Origin of the sequence: Pseudomonas gozinkensis, from assembly GCF_014863585.1 — a bacterium.
Lineage (GTDB): Bacteria > Pseudomonadota > Gammaproteobacteria > Pseudomonadales > Pseudomonadaceae > Aquipseudomonas > Aquipseudomonas gozinkensis.
In genome coordinates this window covers 3,113,802-3,130,783 of sequence record NZ_CP062253.1, presented here as the reverse complement: position 1 = coordinate 3,130,783, position 16,982 = coordinate 3,113,802, and the positions used below count along the sequence as shown (strand labels likewise).

General features: G+C 60.1%; 17 protein-coding genes. 6 read left to right on the top strand and 11 right to left on the bottom strand.

Annotated elements, in window-relative coordinates; translation table 11 throughout:
- The first annotated feature begins 1 nt into the window (after nucleotide 1).
- Nucleotides 2-223 (top strand): cbb3-type cytochrome c oxidase subunit 3, encoded by a 222-nt coding sequence (locus IHQ43_RS13925; protein ID WP_192564831.1) that lies wholly within the window; start codon nucleotides 2-4, stop codon nucleotides 221-223.
- Nucleotides 224-375: 152 nt separating this feature from the next.
- Here the strand turns inward: IHQ43_RS13925 and IHQ43_RS13920 are convergent, their stop codons facing one another.
- Complete coding sequence (locus IHQ43_RS13920; protein ID WP_192564830.1) at nucleotides 376-867, bottom strand: hypothetical protein; 492 nt, start codon at nucleotides 865-867, stop codon at nucleotides 376-378.
- 238 nt (nucleotides 868-1,105) lie between these two features.
- On the opposite strand from IHQ43_RS13920, the gene IHQ43_RS13915 reads away from it, so the two are divergent.
- The 3 genes from IHQ43_RS13915 to IHQ43_RS13905 all read left to right on the top strand — a co-directional run bounded on the left by IHQ43_RS13915 (nucleotide 1,106) and on the right by IHQ43_RS13905 (nucleotide 3,973).
- Entirely contained in the window at nucleotides 1,106-2,485 is a 1,380-nt protein-coding gene (locus tag IHQ43_RS13915; RefSeq protein ID WP_192564829.1) for a hypothetical protein, read from the top strand.
- Between the two features lie 64 nt (nucleotides 2,486-2,549).
- Nucleotides 2,550-2,996: a DUF2599 domain-containing protein gene (locus tag IHQ43_RS13910; RefSeq protein ID WP_192564828.1), complete on the top strand. Its 447-nt coding sequence runs from the start codon at nucleotides 2,550-2,552 to the stop codon at nucleotides 2,994-2,996.
- A 20-nt stretch (nucleotides 2,997-3,016) separates the two neighbouring features.
- The gene (locus IHQ43_RS13905) at nucleotides 3,017-3,973 is read left to right on the top strand and encodes a halovibrin HvnC (RefSeq protein WP_244142270.1); all 957 of its coding nucleotides are present in this window, start codon (nucleotides 3,017-3,019) and stop codon (nucleotides 3,971-3,973) included.
- Here the strand turns inward: IHQ43_RS13905 and IHQ43_RS13900 are convergent.
- The gene (locus tag IHQ43_RS13900; protein ID WP_192564827.1) at nucleotides 3,963-4,478 is read right to left on the bottom strand and encodes a GNAT family N-acetyltransferase; all 516 of its coding nucleotides are present in this window, start codon (nucleotides 4,476-4,478) and stop codon (nucleotides 3,963-3,965) included. The two genes, IHQ43_RS13905 and IHQ43_RS13900, sit on opposite strands and share 11 nt — an antisense overlap.
- 409 nt (nucleotides 4,479-4,887) lie before the next feature.
- Here IHQ43_RS13900 and IHQ43_RS13895 point away from each other — a divergent pair, with 409 nt between their 5' ends.
- Nucleotides 4,888-5,259 (top strand): DUF6124 family protein, encoded by a 372-nt coding sequence (locus IHQ43_RS13895; protein ID WP_192564826.1) that lies wholly within the window; start codon nucleotides 4,888-4,890, stop codon nucleotides 5,257-5,259.
- 183 nt (nucleotides 5,260-5,442) lie between these two features.
- Complete coding sequence (locus IHQ43_RS13890; protein ID WP_192564825.1) at nucleotides 5,443-7,260, top strand: hypothetical protein; 1,818 nt, start codon at nucleotides 5,443-5,445, stop codon at nucleotides 7,258-7,260.
- 109 nt (nucleotides 7,261-7,369) lie between these two features.
- Here IHQ43_RS13890 and IHQ43_RS13885 read toward each other — a convergent pair whose 3' ends face one another.
- From IHQ43_RS13885 to IHQ43_RS13845, 9 genes are all read right to left on the bottom strand, one after another.
- Nucleotides 7,370-8,347, bottom strand: coding sequence for a LysR family transcriptional regulator (locus IHQ43_RS13885; RefSeq protein WP_192564824.1), 978 nt, complete (start codon nucleotides 8,345-8,347; stop codon nucleotides 7,370-7,372).
- 227 nt (nucleotides 8,348-8,574) lie between these two features.
- Nucleotides 8,575-9,507, bottom strand: coding sequence for a peptidylprolyl isomerase (locus tag IHQ43_RS13880; RefSeq protein WP_425220304.1), 933 nt, complete (start codon nucleotides 9,505-9,507; stop codon nucleotides 8,575-8,577).
- 11 nt (nucleotides 9,508-9,518) lie between these two features.
- Nucleotides 9,519-9,986: a YbjN domain-containing protein gene (locus IHQ43_RS13875; protein ID WP_085683839.1), complete on the bottom strand. Its 468-nt coding sequence runs from the start codon at nucleotides 9,984-9,986 to the stop codon at nucleotides 9,519-9,521.
- Nucleotides 9,987-10,015: 29 nt separating this feature from the next.
- Nucleotides 10,016-10,645 carry a DNA repair protein gene (locus IHQ43_RS13870; RefSeq protein WP_192564822.1) on the bottom strand — a complete coding sequence of 210 codons (630 nt, stop codon included), beginning with the start codon at nucleotides 10,643-10,645 and terminating at the stop codon, nucleotides 10,016-10,018.
- A 17-nt stretch (nucleotides 10,646-10,662) separates the two neighbouring features.
- Complete coding sequence (locus IHQ43_RS13865) at nucleotides 10,663-12,360, bottom strand: putative porin (protein ID WP_007955107.1); 1,698 nt, start codon at nucleotides 12,358-12,360, stop codon at nucleotides 10,663-10,665.
- Nucleotides 12,361-12,399: 39 nt separating this feature from the next.
- On the bottom strand, nucleotides 12,400-13,104 hold the full coding sequence (locus IHQ43_RS13860) for an energy transducer TonB family protein (RefSeq protein WP_103386885.1): 705 nt from the start codon (nucleotides 13,102-13,104) through the stop codon (nucleotides 12,400-12,402).
- 3 nt (nucleotides 13,105-13,107) lie between these two features.
- On the bottom strand, nucleotides 13,108-13,533 hold the full coding sequence (locus tag IHQ43_RS13855) for an ExbD/TolR family protein (RefSeq protein WP_007955109.1): 426 nt from the start codon (nucleotides 13,531-13,533) through the stop codon (nucleotides 13,108-13,110).
- A gap of 11 nt (nucleotides 13,534-13,544) precedes the next feature.
- Nucleotides 13,545-15,344, bottom strand: coding sequence for a DUF2341 domain-containing protein (locus IHQ43_RS13850; protein WP_192564821.1), 1,800 nt, complete (start codon nucleotides 15,342-15,344; stop codon nucleotides 13,545-13,547).
- Nucleotides 15,345-15,358: 14 nt separating this feature from the next.
- Nucleotides 15,359-16,954 (bottom strand): ShlB/FhaC/HecB family hemolysin secretion/activation protein, encoded by a 1,596-nt coding sequence (locus tag IHQ43_RS13845; RefSeq protein WP_192564820.1) that lies wholly within the window; start codon nucleotides 16,952-16,954, stop codon nucleotides 15,359-15,361.
- Nucleotides 16,955-16,982: the final 28 nt, after the last annotated feature.

Here is a 16,982-nt window from a genome sequence, read left to right as displayed (position 1 = left end):
CATGTTCGATATTTTCTTGAATGTGTTGGGCGTGGTGTTTCTGTGGCTGGCGGTTGAGTACTGCTTGCGGCATGAGACAGCCGAGAGCCTGGATGAGGCGAGTCTGACGCCGTTTGCGGATGATCCGGAGGTGGCTCGGCGGGTGGAGTTGGCCACCGGTAAAGCCGTGAAAGCCGTGGCGCCGGAGATAGCCAAACCTGGCTGGATCAACCTCGAAATGTGAGTTACTGCCGTTGATATTGATCGTTCCCACGCTCCGCGTGGGAATGCCTCAAGGGACGCTCCGCGTTCCAGCTCAGGAAGGGACGCGGAGCGTCCCGGGCTGCATTCCCACGCAGAGCGTGGGAACGATCAGCTAGTGGGTTGCTTTTGATCTTAGGTGCGGTCGCGAGGGATGAGGCTCTGTAACTGTTGCGCGAGGAAATTCGCATCGAAAGCAAACGTATCCGGATCCTTCAACCCATTGGTCTTGCGCCACTGCCAATCACCATTGGGCAACCCCACCAGCGAAACACTCCCGTAACGCGCCGCCGTCAGCCCCATCACCGCCAGCGAAATCTGCCCGCCACTGCCCATCACATCCGGCACGAACTCCACCGGCTTGCCGGCAATCACGATACTCAGCTTTTCAGTCTTGAAGGTTGAGGTTTCCACCGGGGTGCTCGGCCCGAACGCCACATACGGTTCCCGACTCACCTCCAGCAAACCCGGCGACTGCACCGGTGCCAGCCATTGCTGGATCTGCCCGAACAATTCGGTAATCCGCTCAGCCCAGGTCGCCGACTGTGTCTCGAACACCTGCTTTTTGTGCGCTTCGCTGTCGGCATAGTGGCGAAGCATCTCGCCCAGTTGCTGTACATCGTCCATCTGATTGCCCTCGGAGAGTAGCGATACCGCGAAGGTCGATCATGGCAGGTTCAACGACTTGACGTACGACAAAGCGCGACGCGTTCACCGCCTGCTCTGCGTAGATAACGACGAACGGTTGGTTTTTTCAGGGTTCACCTGTCAGATCTGACAGTAGGCAGACACGGATGGGCGGTGTTTGATGACGGTAGCCGTTGCGGCTCACGCAATCACCGTCATGAACTCTGGAGTGCAGAAGATGAACAGTCCGTTTGTGGTTTATCCCGCCAAAGTGGTTGGGGGAGTTCTAAACCCGACTTACTACCCCGACCTCACCTTGAACGTTCACTTCGGCATACCGCTCGCACTCTTCACCGTCCCCGGTGACTGGCTCCGACTTTTGATTGATCCCTGGGATCAACAGACGGTGAACGACAGTGGATGGCTGATCATCAACAAAGGCACTCCCCTATTCATGAAAACCATTCAAACGGGGGAAGAAGGCAAGGCTTTCTACTATGACGTGCCTAAAGCTCTTTTCAGTGACGGCCCCAACACGCTGGTGGTGCGGGCAACGAACACAATCCAGCCCGGAGGAACGGATTCAATTGATCTGGTGACGCTCGTCCACATTCCGCGCGCGGGAGGAGAAGTAGTGGGTTCCGGGCCCAATCCGAACCTTACTTTAACAGTGTCCCCCACGAGCGTAGGTCCCACAGAGGCGGCAAAAGGGGTTGATGTCACGATGCGCTACACCTACATGCGAACAGGTGACGTCGTCACTCTGGATCTCGACGGAAGGTTTAAAACGCATAGAGTGACTGCAGCAGACGTTCAACTTGGCTATGTGCAGATTAAGCTCTTCGCTCAGGACCTCTGGCAGGACAATAAACAATTCGCCATTCGATTCCGTGCGGAAACCAGTCTCGGCGACTCCTCAGGCCCGCTGGCGATCTGGTCAAAAGCCACCGAGATCGATGTGCATGTGAAACAGCCCGACCTTGATCTGTTAAAGCCCAAAGTACTGGAGGCCCGGCTATCTAACGGCACAGTCATGGATTTCAACGCACACTTTTACGACAAGGAACATGCCACGGTCGAAGTGGAATACAAAGGGTCTGCTCCTAGGCAAAAAGTCAGAGTTTATTGCATCGGACGCGCTGAAACCTACGGCAGCACTACCCAGGAAATTTCTTCTGCCGGGCAGAAATTGACGTTTCTGATCCCTCGTCGAGTGATTGTCGACTCCATCGCCAACAAGATCCAATTTTCTTACACCGTCATTCTGCCGGACACAGTGATCGAGCGCCCCTCTAACGACCTGGACGTCCACATCACCCGACAGATGCACCTCTGTGGCGTCCCCACGATCAATGCTGCCAGAGACAACCTCAGGCTTTACGCCCCAAACCCCCTCGAAGCACCTTATACGGTACGCATCTCATTAACCATTGATGGTCAGACACGTCTCGACAGCAACGAGATCCCTTACGTCCAAGGTGCCTATATGGACTTCAGGATTCCGACAGGCTGGGTAAGCAACAACCGAGGCAAGACAGCCTACTTCAACTACACCATCAGACGCACGAATAGCACGGACCCCATCATTTTTTCGCCGTATTTGAAGGTACAGCTTTAAGCATTTTTTTGACTAAACAAGACCAATGACTTGGCGACCGGTTACACCAAAGTGAGGGCAAATCATGCAAAAAATGATCTACGCACTTGCGATAGCGCTGCTTGCCGGTTGTTCGCAAGTGGCGAAGACACCGCCCGACATGCGCGCATCCATGCGCACAGACGCGGACAGCTACATCCAGACGGTGGAGCGCTGCACGAGTTACGTCGCCAGCGCGCAATGGATCTACCGGAGCTACGAGTGGACGCTTTCCATCAAGCCAACCGACTGTGCCAGACGGACACCTCCGGAGGGCACGGCCTATTTATGGGACGAGCTCACCCGTGATTATTCCAACAGCCGTTACTGGACAAACACCCATGGCCTGCGCCACCAGTTGATCTGTCATCTGATGGTTGCCCGGGACAAACCGGAATGGAACCTGGAGCCCTGGCGTCCTGACGTAGGGCTTTCAAAAACAGTGGCAGAAGGCTGTAACCACGAAAAGCCGTTACCTGAAGCTGCACCCTGAGCGCAAGCAAGGACATCAAGATGAACAGCAAGGGCGCAATGAATCTGAAGAACATCGTCCTGAGTATTCTGACTGCAACCGTTTTGGGTTGTACTCAAGTCGACACCGATTCACCATTGCCGGTAGTGAGCAACAACCCGCACGCCGAATTGACCGGACCTCAGGTCGTCGAGTTGTTGAACACGCTCTATAACCGCCAATTTCCAAACTGTGACAAGAACGATAACCGACCTGCCTTTCTCTGTTCCGGCATCGTTTTGCGAGTGACTGACAAGAACCCCGGCGACACGCACCACGTCTGGAACCCAAGCCCGACCTCGATCAATAGCGGAGGGGTTTCGTTTTCCTACCTCAGGGCCGACTCGAAATTCGGGCGGCTGGCATGGGGCAAAGGCAACGGTTTCATGCTGTACCCGATCTTCGGTGCGCCCGTCGACAAGGTCGACCTCGATGTACTCTGTGCCTTCCCGATCGATGGCTGGACCTGGAACCGAAAACCGCCCTGCGGCCCTTATGCCTCGTTCCCGGCAACGAGCCAGCGCTGTCAGAGTGCCGGGGTGGCCACGGCCGAACAATGGAAAAAAGTATGGGACACCTCACCCAACAGTCATAACCTGCGCCAATGCGGGTTTGACGTTTCCGAAGCCACCGGCAAACCGGCGGGAGTGCCCTTCTATCAATCCATACGGGCGCGGGGAATGTTGAGCCAGATCCCCGCGCATTTCACCGAACAGAATGAAATCGTGATCAAGACCTGGCCACAGAACCTGCAGAACACACTCCCGCTCATGGCGTTCTTCTTCATAGCCGGCGGCACCAATGCCGGGTTGGCCGAAGCGCAGGGCAACCAGAAGGATTTTTACGACTCCACAAACCCGAAGATCTGGGTACCCGTGATCCGCCTGTTCCCACCGGCCACACCGGCCAACGAGGCGACGTTCCAATACGTCGACGCGGATCAACTGGTCAAGCCGTAACCCGACGCAGCCGCGCCATGCTCAACGTATCGACCCATTGCCCGTCGCGTACGGCGTAGTCGCGAAACAGGCCCTCGGTCTCGAAGCCGAACTTGCGGTAAAGACCGATCGCCGCCTCGTTGTCGGCGTACACCGAAAGCTCGACCCGGTGCAGGTTCATCCAGTTGTCGGCGACGTCGAGCGCCGCCGACAACAGCTTCGAACCCACGCCCTTGCCCTGCCACGCCACCGCAACGGCCATGCCGACACTGCCGGCATGGCTGCGACGAATTCGCGAAAAAGCCTCCAGCCCGAGATGCCCGATCACCGCACCTTGATGCAGCGCCACCAGTTTCACCATCCGTTCGTTCTCGGGCATCAGCCGCTGGCGCCAGATCTCGGCAGACTGAAACGGCATCTGCAACACCTGCCGGGTCACGGCCGGGTCGTTGTAAAGCGCGGTGACGCCTTCGACGTGGGATTCGTTGAAGCGTTCGAGGTGAATGGCGGGGTTGTGCTCAGGCATGAAAGATCCCTCCTGGATCAGTGCGTGGCCGGTCACTGTAAACCGCTTTTTCACGGATTCGCCATGACTGTTTAAAGCCGTTGCCCGAAACGTCCGGCAAGCCACAACGCCTTGCGCCATTGCCTACGCATCCGCCAGAATCCGCCGGCTTGTGCGCCTTGAGGGCGGGCTCTATCGTTTCCGGGTCGCTGATGAATCAGCGATCGGGTTTCGCAGCCCGGATCAATCAAGGCGCCCAGCGTGTCGTTTCCGTTCAGCATTTTGGCTGAACGCGTAATGGCGGTTGTGCGCGGGATACCCTCGGGTATGCCGGGTTCCTTGATTCCCGGTCTGCGAACCCGCGTACAACTGCCACCTCCCTTCGTTTCGCAGCGAACCGTGGCAGCTCCATCAATCAGGGAGTTTTACCATGATCAAACCAACGCCAAACCCACCCGAAACCGATCCAACCTCACCCTACGAAACCCTCGATTCCAAGAAATTCCACGAAGCCGCCGAACGCGCCCTCGACCATTACCTCAATCCGCTGCTCCCCCGAAAACCGCTGCTCAAACCCGGCACCCGCTACCTCATCGCCCCCGGTATCGACAGCGAAGAACTGCTGGCCGACGCCTGCGAAACCCTGACCTCGGCCAAAACCATGGCCAACGACTTCGCCGGGCTGGTGGACGGCTCGCACCGGCATGTACTTTTGGGGATCGCACAACTGATCATGCTGGGCGAACTGGCGGTGAATCGGGTGCTGGATAACCTGGAGGTGGCTACGGATTCGGCGGCTTGATCCGCTGAAACAAACAAACGGCCTGCGGGCCGTTTGTTTAGAAAAAGCGGATGAACCCATCATGACCGCTCATCGCTACTGTCAAAGTTGACAGTGGCGCCGCTCCGACCGTTTGGTGCTCGATAGCTTATTCCCGCTGCAACTTGCAATGGTTGCCGCTGAACCTGCGAAGGAGCGTTGTCCATGAGCACCCCGATTCCGACGTTTAAATTTTGCGAGACGCTGGGCGGAACCCCCATACCGAACCCGGGCAGCGCACCGACTGCAGGATTTCGAATCGGAGGGATGGGTGGCCCGCCGGGTGGGCCTTACGTAATTACCAACAACAGTGTGCCTCTGATCACAGGTAAAACGTATAACGCCAGTGGCGAGTTCATCGAGACGATCCTCAATCCGGCTCCCGGCTCGTACAGGCTCGAGTTGCGGGCAAATACGAGTTTGCCTGCTACAGACTCATGGATCCTGACGGTAACCGACGTGAACAAGCTGCCCGCACCAATCCCCCGCGAGCGGCAGGACGACCCGACTGACGATCCTCGTTTTATTGATCTGGCGTTGCTCGGCAAGAACCCGCTGCAGGTGATCGTGCTGACCGCTGACAACCGCTTCGAGGCGGGTGACACGGTCAATGCCACCGTCACGGTCAAAATGCCGAACGTGCCGGACGTGGTGGTTCCGCTCAGCGGAACTGTCGCCACTGATCAGTTCGGGCAGAAACAACCACTTGTCCTGCAGGCGGCGAACAACCTTTTCTCGACCGGGGCCACGGTGCTGATCGACTACAAATTGCTCAGAGGAACAACACCGGTGGGCGACTCGGACACTGCCACAGCGCAAGTGATCGGTGTCCCTCTGCCCGATCTTTTTGCGCCACGGTTTCAGAAGTCGATTGCCGGGAAGCTAGACCCACTGGACCCGGCCAACCTCCAGGGTGCCAACGCCCAGGCGGAAGTGCTCGATGCCCTTCCAGGTGACACCGCGAAAATGATCGTCCAGGGCGCTCCCGGCGTCGGTTCTCCGACCTTCACTGCGATCCCTTTCAATACCAACAAACGCGCCAATTTCGCGCTGGACAGTGCGTTCATTGCCGCGAACATGGGTAAACCGATCACGTTTTTTTATCAGTTCTTTCGCAATGGCAATTCGTATGAGTCGGAGAAACTCGACGGTTCGGTGGACAGAATTACGGATTCCGACTCGGCACTCCCAGTGGGGAGGATCGACGAGATCGAGTCGCCGGATCTGGATCTTGCGAAGCTGCTCCCAACATCCCAATTTCGGTTGGCTGCGTGGCCACATCAGCAGTCAGGGCAGACGGGATGGCTGAAATATACGGGAATCGATAAAAATGGAGCGACGGTTGTTTATGACGATTTGAAAGGAGAACCTCTGAGCTCAGGGCCGGGACTGATTCGCTCCGCGCCGGTAAGTTGGTTGAACTCGCTTCTCGCTGGCAGCAACCTCAACCTCTCATTCAAATTAAATTTCTCCGATATCCCAAACTACTCAGAAGCCGTGCTCTTTCCCCAGAAAAATTATCGGGTCATTATTTCTGGCTATGAGGACTGGGAACAAGCATTACCCGGAACTGAGTTTCCAACAGGATCGCCCGTGACCCTGAAAAGTGGTTTGACCGTTACCACAATCAGAGCGGCAACCAACGGTGGAGTGAGTGGCCTGTATGCAGCAGTGGGATATCCAGGATTGGGCAAAACCACTATGAATATCCACTACAATTGCTCAATCAGGTTTAGCTGGGAGTACGGGCAGTCATCCAGCGTTGAGCTATACCACCTCTATAACTCGTCTTCCAGCAACTCGGTGAGGTTTTATGACATCAACGGGCAACCCCTGTCAGCCGTATTCATTCCAGTTTCCAATGACGGCATTACTCTCTTGCGGTACAACGCACCTGCCGGGCGTTTTATTGGCTCCTTTGAGTGGGACGCCAAGAACGAAACAGACCAAGGCTGCTGGATCAAAAGCATAAAATGGATATGAAATCAGCAATGCTCAAAGGGCGCGTACATTTAAACTCACCACTTTGAAACCACAAGGAGCAAGAAGGACGGATAAATTTAATTAAACACATCCGTCCTTCTTGATGCCGTTACTCAAACCACTCCCCCCGGTCACTGAACGTACGTCTGATCAACTCAACCAAAACCTGCACCTCCCCGCCCCCCTGCGATTCAGTGTTCACCGCCAGCCACGCCTGCAACCGCATCGTTTCTTCAAACAACCCCGGCAACGCCACCAATCCGCGATCAAACCGGCTCATGTACATCGGCAGCAAACCAATGCACGCGCTGCACCGGATCATCTCCAGCATCAGCTCATAGGACTGCATCTGCACCACCCCGGCCAGGCGCTGTTCTACCAGTTCATTCCACGGCCGGAAGCTGTCGATCTGCCGGTCATGCTGCCATTGCACCAGCATGAAATCGGCGAGGTCATCCGGACTCTCTGGCCGCGCAGTGATACGGGAGTAACGTTTGGCGATGTGTGGCTGGTATTCCAGTTGTGCAAGGCGTTGCGGTTCGCTGGTGGCGAAGGTCGGGCCCGGGTGAGGAGTGTCGCCGTGGGCCAGCCACAGCACGATGTCGGCACTGACCGCGCGCAGGGCCAGTTCGCTGTCGAGGGCGATGATCTCGAGGCGTACGCTGGCGTTGCGGCGCAGCAGTGCGATCAGGTCGCGGCCGAGGATGTCGTGCAGGATCGATTCGGCGACGGCCAGTCTTATCAGGGGCTGCTCGATCACCGGCAGTTTGCGCTCATGGGCCAATGCAATCAGTTGCGCCTGCAATTGCTGGCCTTCGCGGGTCAGGCTCAAGGCGCTGCCCTGAAAGCTGAACAGCGCGCATTGCAGTTGCTGTTCGAGCTGCGCCAGTTGTTTGCGCAGCAGGGTCGAGCGCACGTTGAGGCTGCGGGCGGCCTGCATGAAGCAGCCGCAACGGGCGCTGACCAGAAAGTATTGCGCGACGTCGCCGTCGAGGTTCGCCGCTTGCGCCAGCCAGGGCTCTTCCTTGTCCCGGGGCCAGCGAAAATCGGCGTTGCTCTGTCGTGTTGCGGGTTCGGTGAATGACATCGATGACTCCCTGTCGATCTTTGTTTTTTATCGGCTTCCAGCGCTATGAGAGGTCTTCTGAACCCAATGGATACCCGTGGGAGCTGGCTTGCCAGCGATGAGGTAGTCACATTCAGAAAATCTGTTGCCTGACACTACGCCATCGCTGGCAAGCCAGCTCCCACAGGATTATTGGGTGATCTCAATAACTTTGTTCAGCTCCCACAGGGTTCAGTGGTGGATCTGAATTACAGTTTTTCCTCCAGCACCTTGTTGAGCTCGGCCCCGTCGATGCTCAGCGTCGCGGTATTGAGCATGCCGTCCAGATAGGCCTGGGCGATCTGCTCCTGACGTTGCGCACGCAAGGCCTGGGTCAGTTGGTCGCGCAGCTCGTCGAGGGTCGCGGTGCGGGCCGGTTGTTGTTCGGTGAGTTTGATCACGTGGAAGCCGGCGCTGCTTTGAACGGGATCGGAGACCGCGCCAACCTTGAGTCGCGCCACCGCACCGCGTACTTCCGGTACCAGTTGCTGCAACGGTTGCAGGCCGGTATCGCCGCCGCGTTCGGCAGTGAGGCGATCCTGGGAAAACTCCTTGGCCAACGCCGCGAATTCCGACGGGGTCGACTGCGCTTTCTTGCTCAACTCCGTCGCCTGCTTGCGCACGGCCTCAAGATTCTGCGGTTCGTTCACCCCGAGGAAAATCTGGCTGACCCGATACAATGCCGGGGTCTGCCAATTGGCCTTGCCCGCGTCATAGGCCTGCTGCAATTCGGCGGCGCTCGGATAGTCCGCCGGCACTTTGCTGACCGACTGCAAATAGTCGCGGAACACGATCTGCTCGGTGGCGGCGCGGGTTTGCCGCACCACGTCCGGACGCTGCGCCCAGCCTTGAGCATCAGCCTGTTCCAGCACGGCTTTCTCTGCCAGGCGTGAACGAATCCAGCGCTCCAACGCCTCACGATTGCCACGCAGTTGCTCGCGGGTTTGCGGTGGAACAGCCGCCAGCAATGCCTGCAACTCCTCCGGCGAGACCTGCTGATTACCCAACCGCGCCACCGCTGGGCCGGCATTCGCTGCAATCACCGGCGCCGCTTGCTGGGCGGCGACCGGGTCATTACCCGGCCGCACCACCAGCGCCACGGCCACCACCAACAGCGCCACCGCAGCGGCGCTGATTACCATGGCAGGCTTTGTCACAGCGCGACTTCCTCTTGCTCAACTTTTGGTGCCTGGGCAACGGCAGCGCTTTGAGTGAAATCACGCAGGTAAACGATGAACTCCTGAAGCAGGCGATCCCACAATTCCAGGTTGCCGCGCAAGTGGTCATTGCTGACGCCCGCGGCCACCACCACATCCATCTCCATCACCAGAAACTCGCCCTGCAACGACAACCGGGCAAACCGGCGGGTCGCGTTCCACTGCTCGGCCACACCGGCCGGCAACTCACCCTGCACGCGCAAGGCGCAGCTGAAGGTGAAGTCGACGTAGCTACCCTGCTCCGCCACCGCCGGGTTGCCGAAACGCACGGCATAACCGATGCCCTGGCTGGCGCTGAGCAACTGGACGATGCCGTTCTGCTCGGTCTGGTTGACGCGGTAACCGGCGGCTTGCAGTACGTCGGTCAGGGATTGCGGGGATACGTGGGAGATCAATTGAGTCATTACTTCTTCCTTGTCCATGAGTCTTTTAATCAGTGCGCGATCGCGGCTTGCGGCGCATCGAATTGAGTCTTGTACAGTTCATCGCCGAAGCCCTGAGCCAGTTCATCGAACTTGACCCGGGCGCTGCCGGCGAAGGGCTGGCGGATCTTCATCACCTCGGCCACATCGATGTTTTCGTAGGCGGTGAGAATCTGCTTGGCCACGCCGTACATCTGCTGATTCTTGACCGAACATTGCTGCACTTGTGTGTCACGTTCGGTCAATTGCGCTTGAAGCTTAGACCGTTCTGCCTCTTTGGCACGGGCCATGACCAACAACTCGTCATAGGCTTTCTTGAACTTGCCGGTCTGCTCGTTGCTGGCCGCCACTTGCGCCTGGGCCTGGCTGTGCAGGCTTTGCTGCTGCCCGGCCAGTTGCTCGGCGAGGCCTTTGGCCTTGGCCAGTTCGGCGGTCAATTGCTTGATTTGCGCCTGGGCAGCCTTGGCTTCGTTCTGCGCCGCCAGTTGTGCGGCGCTGGCCTGGGCCTGCTGGCTTTGCAGGGCTTGCAGCTGCTGGGTGGTGCTGCGCAACTGGGTGCGCAGGCGTTCCTCCATGCCTTCAGCGCTCGCCCCGGTGGCGATCAACATCCCGAGCCCAAGCCATAAAAAGCGGATTTTCATAACCCTCTCCCGGCGCTTTAGAAGCGCGTATTGATCTCAAGCTGCATGACGTCGATGTCGAACGGCGCGCCATACACCGCCTCCGAACTCAGCCAGCGGCCGGTGGCGTAGACGTTCTTCGCCAGACCGTAATTGCCGCCCAGGAAGTAGCCCTTGGCGTTGGTGCCGCCGAGGTGGAACGACGAGTCGTTGAAGCCGTCCGGCAAGGCATCCGGCTGGATGTACTTGTAGCCGGCGAACAGGTTCCAGTCGCCCTGCTTCTTCAACTCCAGCGCGTTACCAAGGGTGAACTGGACCATCCACGCATTGGCGCCGCTTTCGATGTTGCCGTTGCTGTCGAGGTTGTTGACCAGTTGCCCCGCCGAACGCTTGCGCATGTCGCCTTCGTCGTAGCCGAGGTTGTGGATGTAGTTGCCCTGGCTGCGCAGTTTGAAGTCTTCCGGCAGGTCGGCGTCCCACACCACGTTGAGGTCCAGCAGGTTGAATTCGGACGCCAGGCCAACGAATTGCGGTTGCGGCGTGGTGGTCGGATTGAGCGGGTTCGGCGTGATGTCACGCAGCAGGAACACGCTGTTGCCCTTCTGCATGAACGCCGCGCGGGTGCCGTCGCTGTCGCAGCCCGGCGCGCCGGCCCAGGGCTCGCAGGGGCTGGAGCGCTGGCCTTCGATGTCGTCGAAGCGGTAGTAGGCCAGCGCGCCTTTCAAGCGGTTGTTGCTGTTGATCGCCCACTTGGCGCCGATCTGCGCGCCGTACAGCCATTTGTTGTCGCTTTCTTCCTTGTCGAAGCCGTTGCTGGTGGTGGTGTCGTTGGTGTAGTCCACCGGAAACGCGCCGACGGTGCCGAACACGCCCCAGTCGCGGCTGAGCTTGTGGTCGAAAATCGCCGCCACGCCGTCGAAGTTCAGGTCGTTGGAGTACAGCATGTCGGTGGACATGAACGGGTTGGCGAAGCGGCCACCGGTCAGGGTCAGCTCATCCGACGGCTTCCAGGTCAGGTAACCCTGATCGAGCCAGATGTCCTTTTTCGAGAAGCCGCCGCCGAGGTTCTGGGTGGTCGACACCGGGTTGTTGTCCGAGCCGGTACCGATGCGGATGCCGGCGGTCCATTCCGGCGAGATCACTGCTTTCATGCCCAGCCGGGCGCGCAGGCGGAACAGGTTTTCGCGGTCTTCGCGGGTGTTGAGCAACGGCGGCAACGCGGTGCTGCTGTTGGGGTTCACGTCGTACGGGCCGTTGTTGTTGAGCTTGGCGAAGTCGACGATTTCGTTGCTGTTGCTGCCCGAGTAGTAGCGCGACTCGTCACGCAGGCGAATGTCGCCGTCGAAGCTGATGCGCGACGCCCAGTCCGGGAAAGTGTTGGGCGCGGCCCAGTTTTCCTGTTTGGCGGTGGCCATGACCTCAGCCTTGACCTGATCGCGGATCTGGTCGCGCACCGCGGCCGGCACGTATTGCACCCGCACATCGCCTGGTGCGGCGACCGGCCCGGCCGCCACAGCGGTGGACGCGGCGGCCTGCTTGGCCTGGGCCGCTTCGTTCTGGGCCTGGGCGATCAGTGCGTCGGCCTTGTCCTGTTTCAGAATGCCCTGCTCGACCAGCAAGCGGATCAGATTGATCGTGGCGTTCTCCGAGGGCGCAGGCGCTGCCGCGGCCTGACCGACCAGGGTCGCGATGACCATGCCGACCGCCAGGGACAATCGATTCACGTTGGAAATCATCTGCACACAACTCCTTTTCATACAGCTTTATGAATTCGGTTAACCCGGACGCCGCCCTTGCAGGGACATGCGCACAGGCAAGGTGATGGAGGCCGGTGGCCGCTCGCTCAGATGGGGCGCGTTACGCAATGCGGCCAGCACCTGACTGTCGATCTCGGGGTTGCCGCTGGACTTGATCAGCTCGACCCGGGTGATCTCGCCGACGCTGCTCAGCCACACATCGGCCTGCAGCGAAAACGCGAGGTTGCGCAGGTCGGGGTTCTCGCGCAGCAGTTTCTGGAAGGTGAACGCAAGGAACTGGCTGTACGTGCCGTTGCCCAGTCGCCCACCGCCGGAACCGGCCATGCCGCCGCCCTTGCCCGCGCCGATGTTGAAGGCGTCGCTGCCGCTCTGGGCGTCGCCGTCCATTTGCATCGGGTTGGCCAGGTCGTCCGCCGGTGATGGCGGTGCTTCTTCCTCGGGCTTGACCTCTTGCGGCTCGGGCGTTGGCTCGGGCTCGACGATTTTTTCTTCCACCGGTGTTTCCGGCTCCGGCGGTTTTTCCGGCGGCGGAGGTGGCGGTGGCGGCAACGGAATGATCGTCGGCACCTTCGGCGCTTCCCGGCGGATGCCGCTCATGTCATTGGCCCACTGCCACAACAGGAATGCCGCGACGGCGCCCAGCAGCAGCCCGGCGCCCCACTTCACGTAACGCAGTGGCGACTTCTTCACCGGCAAAGGCTCGATTGGCAGTTGTGCAGTCATCACTCAGCCCTGCGTCGGTTTGCCGGTGACGAGACCGACCTGGGACAGTTCGAGCCGGCGCAGCAGATCCAGCACTTCGATGACCTTCTGGTACTGCACCGTGGCGTCGCCGCGCACGATCACCGGGAAGTCCGGGTTCTGCGCCTTCTCGATGCGCAGGCGTTCTTCCAGCTCCGGCAACGTCACCGGGTAGGCGTCGAGGAACACCTGGCCGCCGTCGTTGACCGAAATCGCCTTGGTCTTGGCCTCGGACAGCGACACCGCGGCGCTGGCCTTGGGCAGGTTGATCTGGATCCCGGAGACCTGCGCGGTAGCGGTGAGGATGAACATCACCAGCACCACCATCAGCACGTCCACCAGTGGCGTGATGTTGATGCTGTCCACTGCGGCATCTTCGTCATCGTCGTGGGAGGCATTTACGGACGCCATGTCAGTGCTCCTCAGGCCGGTACGGAGTGGTTGGCGTGATGGCCGCGCTGATGCGCCGCTTCACTGGACTGGCCTTCGCCGTGCATCTCCGCCAGACGGGTGATGAACTCGTCGACGAACACGCGCATGTCGGCGCTGACTTCCTTGTTGCGGGTGATCAGGCGGTTGTAGCCAAACAGCGCCGGGATCGCGACGAACAGGCCCATGGCCGTGGCCAGCAAGGCTGCCGCCATACCCGGCGCGATGGCGTTGATGTTGACGTCGCCGGCCATGGCCGTGCCGAGGAACACCACCATGATCCCCAGCACGGTGCCGAGCAGGCCGATGTACGGGCCGCCGGCGATGGCGTTGGACAGGGTCGAGAGTTTCGAACTCAGCTGCTGGTTTTCCCGGGTGCGCACGCCGTCCATCGAGCAGCGGATGGCTTCGATGGTCGCCGCCGAAACCGACGAGGTATCGGCGCCCTGCTCGCGGCGGGTGCGGATCTCTTTCACCGCCACCTGATACAGGCGCCACAGCGGCGAGTGCTGCAAACGCTGGGCGAGTTGGGTGTCGTCGGCGAACATCTCCAGGCGAGTGCCGACCTTGGCGAATTGCACGCGGAAATCTTCGTTGGCGGCAGTGACACGGCTCAAGGTGCGGTTCTTGCGCAGCATGATGATCCACGACTGGAACATCATCAGCACCAGCACCGCGATGATGACCCAGGCGTCCACCGGTACGGCGTTGAGCAGGAAGCCAAGGCTACCGAAACCGAAGCCGGACTGTTCTTCATCGACGCCATAGGCGACCAGTTTCGACTCGGCGCCCTGGGAGGTGGCGTCGGCCAGCAACAGCGGCGCCGGACGGGCGACTTTCGACAGGCGCAGTTCATCGATGGCGCCCACGAACGGCTGGAAAGGACCTTCGTGCAGATCGGCACCGATGGCCATGACCGAGTTGAACGCCGGCATCGCCTGAGCCAGTACCGCACCTTCGCGACCGTTGATGTACAGCGTCACTTTCGCGCCTTCGGCAGTCAGTGCGACGTGCTGCCATTGACCTGGATTCAGCGGTTGCGTGGCCACGGCGCGCTGGCCGTCGATTTCCACAAACGGCACGCCCTGATTCACCCCGACCAGCAAGCTGTGGGTGCCTTCGCGGCGAGCCAGAATCAGTTGTTCGCCATTGGCCTGATCCAGACGCAGCCAGGCGCTGAAGGTGAACGCGCTGCCAGCGTTGTGCTGCAACGACGGACTGGCCGGCAGCAGCAACGGCTGACCGCTGAACTGCAAGGCCCGCCCTACTACGCCGTCAATGGCCGCGCCGGTCGCGCTCTGCGCGGTGTTGCCGTAGGCGGTGGTGTCTTTCGCCGGGGTGCCGGTGGCGCCGTCGAAGTGATAGAGCGCGGTGTAATTCGGATCGAATGTGAGCTGACCGTTGCCGGTGGCTGGGGCTTTCTGGTTGCCGTAATACATCCAGATGTCCTGACGCTGACCGCCCTCGACATTCGGCACATCGACCCAGATCAGCGCCATGCCCATCAGCGCGTCGAAGCTTTCGATCTGGTGGTTGAGCACGGTCTTGTCATCGGCGGCGACGAAACGCAGGTCCGAGCCGTCCTCTTTCACGCCGTCGAAGGTGAAGTTGCCGGTGTGCAGGCGCACCAGCAGCGCGGTGCGGCCCAGAGCCTGATTGATCCCCGCCCCTTGCGGCGTGGTGTCGACGGCGATCTGTTTGCGGTAATGCCAGTCGTCCTGCCACCAGGCCTGAGCCGTGGCCGGGAGCACGAAGCCCAGGCAGATCAACAACGAAAGGAAAAGGCGCTGCATGGAAGTGCTCCTTGTTAGAAAGTGGCCTGAAGGTTGAAGTGCAGGCGCGATTCCTGTTTCGAGGTGTTCGGCCCTTCGAGTAGCGGGTAGCCCCAGTCGAGGCTGCCGGACAGCCATTTGCTCAGGCTGGCGCGGGTGCCGAGGCCGACGCTGGCCAGGGCGTAATTGGCATCCTGGTCCGGCAGTTCGTCGCGCAGATAGAGTTGCGCGCCTTCGGCGAAGGCGTAGAAGCGCCAGTCCTGCATCCAGCCGCCGACGTACTTGGCCAGCGACGGTGTGCGCAGTTCTTCGCTCAGCAGGAAGCCGTCATCGGCGGTGCGTTCGGCGGCCAGATAGCCGCGTACCGAAGTCGCGCCGCCAGCAGAGAATTGTTCGTTGGAAACCAGCGGTCCCGACGCCAGCTGGAACGCGGCTTTGCTTGCACTCTGCCAGTCGCTGTCGAAGGTCCAGGTGAAATTGGTATCGCCCTTGAGTACGGCGAAACTCGGGTTGGCGCGGTAGCGTTTGTAGTCGAAGTCTTCGTCGGAGCTGCCGTAGCCGAAGATGCTGCGAGTGGCCGCGACCAGGCTCAGGCCGAGGCCGAGCTGGCTCTTTTCGCTGTAGCGATAGCCGTTGTAGGCGAAGGTGAACGGCGCGTATTTGAGCGGCACCTTGTCGCTTTCGCCGGACAGGGTCAGGCGTTCGTCGAAGTCCTTGAAATCGATGCCGGCCGACAGCGAGTTCGACCAGTTGCCGCTGGACGGGATCGTGTAGATCGCCGCTACGCCATAGGAATGGCCCTTGCCGAGCACGTTGCTGCCGCCGATGGTGGCGACGTTGCTGTCGGACTGGTAACCGGAGAACTGCACGCTCCAGCGCTCGGTCAGCGGCGCGGTGTAGGAACCGGACCAGACCTTGGCGTTGTCGGTCTCTTGCGGTGCGGTAAAGAACGTCAGGTTGACGCTGTGCCCCAACTGCCAAAGGTTGTTGTAGCCGAGGCTGGTGACGGTGCGCAGTTTTTCGGTGTCGGCACTGTAGTCGTTGTTCAGCCCCACGCTGGCGGTCCACGGGTTCTGGTCTTCGACCTGCAAGTCCACGTCCATGGTGCCGGGGCGCTGACCTTCGCGCACCAGCGGCATCACCTGGCGGCCCGGGGTCTTGTTGAGCTGCGCCAGTTCGCCCTGGACCTTGGCGAAGTCCGGCACCTCGCCTTCTTTCAGCGCCGGGACGTTGTCGCGGATGTCCAGCGGCGAATAGTGTTTGGCGCCGACCACCCGCACGCGGCCGACCTTGGTTTCGCTGACTTGCAGGTAGACGATGCCGTCGGCCACCGCTTGCTCCGGCAACTCGACGAACACCGATTGGTAGCCGCGTTCCTGATAGGCCTTCTGCAAGGCATCCCGCGCACCTTCGATGTCGCTCAAGGCTTTTTGCGGGCCGAGGAACGGGTACACCGCTTCTTCGATCGCCCGCGCATCGAGCACGGTGTTGCCGCGCACGAAGTATTCGTTGACGTCCACCAGACGCTGCGCCGCTGCGTTCTCGGCCTCCTCGGCGAACGCCGGCTGCGCGCCGGCCGTCACCAGCAGCCAGCCCCACAGCGCCAGCCGTGACGTGAAAATCTGATCCACACTACCCCCTGAAATTCGCGATGACCTG

Excerpts from the sequence above, each read along its gene's own strand:
- IHQ43_RS13925 (WP_192564831.1), top strand. The coding sequence starts at position 2 with ATGTTCGATATTTTCTTGAATGTGTTGGGCGTGGTGTTTCTGTGGCTG.
- IHQ43_RS13920 (WP_192564830.1), bottom strand. The coding sequence starts at position 867 with ATGGACGATGTACAGCAACTGGGCGAGATGCTTCGCCACTATGCCGAC.
- IHQ43_RS13915 (WP_192564829.1), top strand. The coding sequence starts at position 1,106 with ATGAACAGTCCGTTTGTGGTTTATCCCGCCAAAGTGGTTGGGGGAGTT.
- IHQ43_RS13910 (WP_192564828.1), top strand. The coding sequence starts at position 2,550 with ATGCAAAAAATGATCTACGCACTTGCGATAGCGCTGCTTGCCGGTTGT.
- IHQ43_RS13905 (WP_244142270.1), top strand. The coding sequence starts at position 3,017 with ATGAACAGCAAGGGCGCAATGAATCTGAAGAACATCGTCCTGAGTATT.
- IHQ43_RS13900 (WP_192564827.1), bottom strand. The coding sequence starts at position 4,478 with ATGCCTGAGCACAACCCCGCCATTCACCTCGAACGCTTCAACGAATCC.
- IHQ43_RS13895 (WP_192564826.1), top strand. The coding sequence starts at position 4,888 with ATGATCAAACCAACGCCAAACCCACCCGAAACCGATCCAACCTCACCC.
- IHQ43_RS13890 (WP_192564825.1), top strand. The coding sequence starts at position 5,443 with ATGAGCACCCCGATTCCGACGTTTAAATTTTGCGAGACGCTGGGCGGA.
- IHQ43_RS13885 (WP_192564824.1), bottom strand. The coding sequence starts at position 8,347 with ATGTCATTCACCGAACCCGCAACACGACAGAGCAACGCCGATTTTCGC.
- IHQ43_RS13880 (WP_425220304.1), bottom strand. The coding sequence starts at position 9,507 with ATGGTAATCAGCGCCGCTGCGGTGGCGCTGTTGGTGGTGGCCGTGGCG.
- IHQ43_RS13875 (WP_085683839.1), bottom strand. The coding sequence starts at position 9,986 with ATGACTCAATTGATCTCCCACGTATCCCCGCAATCCCTGACCGACGTA.
- IHQ43_RS13870 (WP_192564822.1), bottom strand. The coding sequence starts at position 10,645 with ATGAAAATCCGCTTTTTATGGCTTGGGCTCGGGATGTTGATCGCCACC.
- IHQ43_RS13865 (WP_007955107.1), bottom strand. The coding sequence starts at position 12,360 with ATGATTTCCAACGTGAATCGATTGTCCCTGGCGGTCGGCATGGTCATC.
- IHQ43_RS13860 (WP_103386885.1), bottom strand. The coding sequence starts at position 13,104 with ATGACTGCACAACTGCCAATCGAGCCTTTGCCGGTGAAGAAGTCGCCA.
- IHQ43_RS13855 (WP_007955109.1), bottom strand. The coding sequence starts at position 13,533 with ATGGCGTCCGTAAATGCCTCCCACGACGATGACGAAGATGCCGCAGTG.
- IHQ43_RS13850 (WP_192564821.1), bottom strand. The coding sequence starts at position 15,344 with ATGCAGCGCCTTTTCCTTTCGTTGTTGATCTGCCTGGGCTTCGTGCTC.